This is a genomic window from Kitasatospora sp. NPDC057940 (genome assembly GCF_042887425.1).
Classification (GTDB): Bacteria; Actinomycetota; Actinomycetes; order Streptomycetales; family Streptomycetaceae; genus Kitasatospora.
In genome coordinates, this window is sequence record NZ_JBHVPH010000063.1 from 1 (window position 1) to 5,091 (window position 5,091).

5 protein-coding genes are annotated in these 5,091 nt (G+C 73.4%); 4 read left to right on the top strand and 1 reads right to left on the bottom strand.

The window, feature by feature from the left end:
* The 3 genes from ACFVTF_RS38455 to ACFVTF_RS38465 form a co-directional block, all read left to right on the top strand.
* The coding region (locus ACFVTF_RS38455) for a hypothetical protein (protein WP_387818870.1) at positions 1-948 on the top strand (948 nt) is incomplete at its 5' end.
* A gap of 205 nt (positions 949-1,153) precedes the next feature.
* Entirely contained in the window at positions 1,154-1,867 is a 714-nt protein-coding gene (locus tag ACFVTF_RS38460) for a hypothetical protein (protein WP_387818871.1), read from the top strand.
* Positions 1,868-2,359: 492 nt separating this feature from the next.
* Positions 2,360-3,157 carry an SGNH/GDSL hydrolase family protein gene (locus tag ACFVTF_RS38465; RefSeq protein WP_371520625.1) on the top strand — a complete coding sequence of 266 codons (798 nt, stop codon included), beginning with the start codon at positions 2,360-2,362 and terminating at the stop codon, positions 3,155-3,157.
* A gap of 192 nt (positions 3,158-3,349) precedes the next feature.
* Here ACFVTF_RS38465 and ACFVTF_RS38470 read toward each other — a convergent pair whose 3' ends face one another.
* On the bottom strand, positions 3,350-4,240 hold the full coding sequence (locus ACFVTF_RS38470; protein WP_387818872.1) for a nitroreductase/quinone reductase family protein: 891 nt from the start codon (positions 4,238-4,240) through the stop codon (positions 3,350-3,352).
* Positions 4,241-4,545: 305 nt separating this feature from the next.
* On the opposite strand from ACFVTF_RS38470, the gene ACFVTF_RS38475 reads away from it, so the two are divergent.
* Positions 4,546-4,932 carry a hypothetical protein gene (locus ACFVTF_RS38475; RefSeq protein WP_371520629.1) on the top strand — a complete coding sequence of 129 codons (387 nt, stop codon included), beginning with the start codon at positions 4,546-4,548 and terminating at the stop codon, positions 4,930-4,932.
* Positions 4,933-5,091 lie beyond the last annotated feature (159 nt).

Below are 5,091 nucleotides of genomic sequence, written 5' to 3' on the forward strand. Positions count from 1 at the left end.
GGCGGGGCCGGTGCGCGGGGGCGGCGCGGCGGGCGGGCCCGGGGTGCCCCGCCGCCGCAGCCGGTGGCGGTCGCGCTGGCGGCGGCCGCGGCCGACTTCGCCGGCCTCGCGCGGTACGGGCTGTTCGGCCGGCTCGCCCACCAGGAGTACCTGCGGCGCGCGGAGGAGCACCTCCAGGCCCTGCACGCGCAGGGCCTGGAGGTGCACCTGCGGGTCCTGGAGGCGGGTGACTACGAGGACTACTGCACGGCGCTCGGCCTCGACCCCCGGACGCCCGCCGCCCGGGTCGCGTACGCGGGCGATCCGGAGCTGGCCGGGGAGCCCTTCGTCTATGCGGGGGAGCGGCTGGCCGAACTGCTCCCGGTCCTGCTGGACGACCACCGGGCGCGGGTGCGGATGTCCGTCGCGGGCGTGGCCCTGCTGGAGGCGGTCGGCGACGACCCGGACGGGCAGCAGCGGCTGGCGGCGGTGATGCGGTACGTGACGTCGGCCTACCTCGCGCTGGCCGAGGGCGCGGGGGAGGGCTGTCACCTGCTGACGCTGCGCTGCCACGGCCCGGAGGACGGCGAGCAGCTCAGCTCGGCGGTGGAGGTCTGTGTGGAGGCGGGCGGCCTCTACCCCGCCGGGCGGGACACCGAGGCGTTCTGCGTCACGCTGGCGGCGGGGGTCGCCGGTGGTGGGGCGGGGGCGTTGCTGCTGCACGGCGATCCGGGCGTCCCGGCGCCCGGGGCCTCGGCGTCGGACGGGCCGTGGGTGCGCGGTTGGGCGCTGGCCGGCGGGCGGTTGCGGCCGATGACGGTGCACGAGGTGTTCGACGAGCTGGCCGACGACGCCGCGCGCGGGCTGCCGTTCCCGCCCGGGGTGGTCCCGCGACCGGGCTTCCCGCTGCCGGGCTTCCCGGAGCCCGGCCCGGCGGCGCCGGGGGAGGGGGGTGGGCCGCTGGGGTGATCAGGGGGTTTCCACCCCTCCCATCCACCATGCGGCGCTGGGGACTGTTCATCGACCGCCTGTTCGGGGAAGATTCGGAGAAGATCAACAGCAGGAGCGCGCGGTGCCCCACGCCGCCGCTCCGGCCGCTCCGCTCCGTACCGTGCTCCGCAGGTCCGTCCCGCGCACTGTCGGTCCGGCGAGCCCGACAGCGAGAGGGGGACGCATGAGCCGGATCGAGTACAGCGCGGAGATCGCCGAGCTGCTCGGCAGGGTGCGCCGGCGTCCCACGGCGGGGTGGCCGTGGCGGCCGGGCGAGCAGGTGCCCGAGGGGCTGCCGGTGAAGCAGTCCTGGGGGTGGCTGTTCGCTCCGGACGGGCGGGTGCTGACCCTGGTCAACCCCAGGGACGGGATCTGCTCGCTCCCCGGCGGATCGCTGGAGCCGGAGGACGCCGGGGATCCGGCCTCCGCGCTGGCCCGGGAGGCGGCCGAGGAGGCCCAGGCCGTGATCGGCCGACCGTACTACCTCGGTTACCTCTACGACCGGGTCGGCTCGGCCAACGGCGGGCACGAGTGCGCGCGGGTCCGGATGGCGGCGGCGCTGCGCGCGGTCGGCCCGAGCGTGGCCGACCCGGCCTCCGGCCGGCACTACCGACGGCTGCTGGTCGCGCCCGGACTCGCCGTCGAACTGCTCGGCTGGGGCGCGCCCGGGCTGCGCCAGGCCCGGGCGGCGGTCGCCGCCGCCGCCCGCCGGCTCGGCGTGCCGGTCGCCGCGAACGAGGCGATCGAGGAGCTGCCGGTGGAGGGCTGTGCGGTCTTCCCCGGCGCCGTCTACCCGGATGCGGTGTGTTCGGACGCCGTCCACCCGGACGCCGTCCACCCGGATGCGGTGCGCCCGGATGCGGTGCGCCCGAGCGAGCCGAACCCGGGCCTCGCGTAGCCCGAGGAGGGGCCGTCGGGTGCCGGCGTCGTCCGGCTGATCTGCGGTCAGGGATTTCGAGCCGGAGTCGCGTGCGTCGGAGTCCGCGTGCGCTGACGCCCTTGCGCGCGGGGTCGGTTCGTGCGGAGCCGGGTTGTGTCGTGCCGGTTCATGTCGTGCCGGTTCGCGTCGCGCTGTGCCGTGGCGAGCCCCGGCACCCCGCGACGCGCCTTACCGCGGGGTGGCCCGGCGGTGGCCGGGTCGTAACGGCGTCCTGGCCGTGCCCTGACTACCAACTGACCACTCGCTGACTTTTTCACCGACCACTGTCTACGCGCGATGACCGACGCCGGTCGGCGTACACCGGCGCTGACCAGCGCCAACTCACGCCCTGTGGCCGATGGTTCACTTCTACGTTGTCGGACAGTCCGTCAATGTCCTTGGCATGACAGCTTCCCGGTTCACCTACTGCCTGGTATCACTTCTGTGACCCATACCACACCAGGAGGTGCCATGCTCCGTCCGGCGCGCGCCATGTCCGTTGCCGCGATAGCGGCTCTGCTCACTCTGACCACCTTGTTCACCGCGTCATCCGCGAACGCGGCCAGCGTCAACTACGTCGCTCTCGGGGACTCCTACTCCGCCGGTGTCGGTGCCGGCAGCTACCTGAGCGACAGCGGCAACTGCAAGCGAAGCACCAACGCCTACCCGTACCTGTGGAAGAACGCGCACTCGCCGTCGTCCTTCTCGTTCGTCGCGTGTTCCGGTGCCAGAACCGGAGACGTCCTCAGCAACCAGATCTCCGCGCTGAGCTCCAGCACCACGCTGGTCAGCCTGTCGGTCGGCGGTAACGACGCCGGCTTCGCCGACACCATGAAGACCTGCGTGCTGGAGTCGGACAGCACCTGCCTCAGCGCTGTCAGCGCGGCCCAGAACTACGCCCGCAACACCCTGCCCGCCCAGCTGGACAAGGTGTACTCGACGATCCACAGCAAGGCGCCGAACGCCCACGTGGTGGTGCTGGGTTACCCGCACCTCTACAAGATCGGCGGCAGCTGCATCCTCGGCATCAGTGACACCAAGCGCGCCGCGATCAACGGCGCCGCCGACACGCTGGACGAGGTCATCGCCAAGCGGGTCGCCAACGCCGGCTTCAGCTTCGGCGACGTGCGCAGCATCTTCACCGAGCACGAGATCTGCGGCTCGCAGACCACCTGGCTGAACAGCGCCACCCTGCCGGTCGACGAGAGCTACCACCCGAAGGCCGCCGGCCAGTCCGGTGGCTACCTCCCGGTCTTCACCCAGTCGTAACGGCCTCACGCCGGTAGGCCATCACATCGGCAGGCCCGCCGTACGAGCGGGTCCGTCGCATCGGTAAGCCCGTCACGTACGCACGGCTGTGGCATCGGCAGGCCGCCGCTCCAGGGCGCCGCCGAACCGGCACACGGGCCGTCGGCCCCTCTCCCCGAGCGTGGGGAGAGGGGCCGACGGCGTTCGTGCGTCTCAGTCCCGGGCCGGACCGGGCCGTAGCGGCGGGAACGGGATCCCGGCGAGCGTCGGTAGCAGTTCCGCTTCCTCGTAGTCGAGGTGCGCCTCCAGCTCGGCCGACATCCGGTCCAGCTCGGCCCGGAGCCGGTCCGGTTCGGTGACCTCGATCCCGGCCAGCAGCGCCACCAGCTCCTCCTTGATCCGGCCGATCACCAGGTGCTGTTCGCCCAGCTGTTCCAGCACCCCGGCCAGTTCCGGGTGGTTGCGCGCGAGCGCGGGGAAGATCGCGGCGTCCTCGCCGGTGTGGTGGTGCGTCAGCCCCTCGCAGAAGGCGAGGCAGTGCTGGCGTAGTTGGAGCCCGAGGCCGGCCGGTCGGCCCGCGACGTGCGAGTGCGCCTCCTCCCGGACGTGGCGCAGCTGCGCACGCAGCCAGGTGTGCGCCTCCAGCAGCTTGTCGGCGAGGCTGCGCACCTCGCGCGCGGGTGTCTCGGGCCGCTCCAGGACGACCACCAGTAGCTCCCGGTCGGTGTTCGCCTGGTAGTCGCCGTACCCGGGAGCCTGCCGGACGACGGCTGCGAACAGCCGCTCCCGTCGGGCGCCTTCGGCGGGGACGGCGATCACGTCGAACGCCTCGGAGCCGAGTTCGACCCGGACCACAGGTCGGGCGAGCAGGTTGCGGTACCACTGCGGGTGGTCCGGCGCCCCGGCGGCGGAGGCGACGACCAGGAGCAGCCCCTCGGCCCGGACGTACCCGAGCGGCACGGTGTGCGGCTTGCCCGAGCCGGCCCCGGCCGTGGTGAGCAGCAGCAGATCACCGCCCTCGAACGGGCCGCCGACCCGCCCGCCGTTGGCGCGGAACTCCTCGATGACGCTCCGGTTGAACCGGCTGACATGGTTCGTGGACATGGGTGTGGGTGTGGACATGGGTGTGGGTGAAGTCTCCTACAGGGATGGGGAGTCACAGCCACACGCGGTGCATGGGCGCGCACGCGGACACCGCGGTGACCGCCTACGTCAGATCAGGGCAGCGGAGAAAGTACTCATCGCGCATCGTCCCTCGGATAAAGGTGCTCGCCCGGTCACCGGCCGGCCCACTACTCTGTGGCCGGCGCCACGCTGCACGCCCCCATTAGAGCCACGCCGCGGACACCCTGTCAACGAACAAGATCGCCGACGAGAGTTCCCCGACCGGGGTCGTCGACGAAAGGGGAGTGAACGCCGTCGTGGAGCGCATCGTCGACCTCGACCGCGCCGCCGAGCGGATCGCCGCCCGGGCCGTACGCTGGCGGGCCGCCGGTCTGACGGTCGGCGCGCTCACCTGGCGCGACGCCCTGGCCCCGTGGCCGCAGCCGCTGGAGACGGACCGCGCCCGCGTCACGGACCCGGACTCCGTCGGCGTTCAGGTCGTGGACCCGCTGTCCGGCGGCGAGCTGCACGTGGTGCTGTTCCGCGGCGGCTGGGCCGACGTCGAGTACCTCGCCGCCGGCTGGGAGGAACAGGAAGACGCCGAGGTCGGCGTGATCCCGGCCAACGACTTCACCGGCGCCGCCGACTTCGACGAGCGCCTGCGCGGCTGGATGGCGCACGTCTTCGGCTGAGCCCGGCCAGTGGTGGACTGGAGCCCCGTGAGCGGGTGCCCCCGTCGGCGGGCTCCCCGGGGAGCCCCCCGACGGGGACGCGCCGCCGCCGGCAAGGGGGGCGGCGAGGCGGCGGCCCGGGGCGCACCGGCAGGGGGGGGTGTGGGGCACGCCGGCCGG

Excerpts from the sequence above, each read along its gene's own strand:
- ACFVTF_RS38470 (WP_387818872.1), bottom strand. The coding sequence starts at position 4,240 with ATGTCCACGAACCATGTCAGCCGGTTCAACCGGAGCGTCATCGAGGAG.
- ACFVTF_RS38465 (WP_371520625.1), top strand. The coding sequence starts at position 2,360 with ATGCTCCGTCCGGCGCGCGCCATGTCCGTTGCCGCGATAGCGGCTCTG.
- ACFVTF_RS38460 (WP_387818871.1), top strand. The coding sequence starts at position 1,154 with ATGAGCCGGATCGAGTACAGCGCGGAGATCGCCGAGCTGCTCGGCAGG.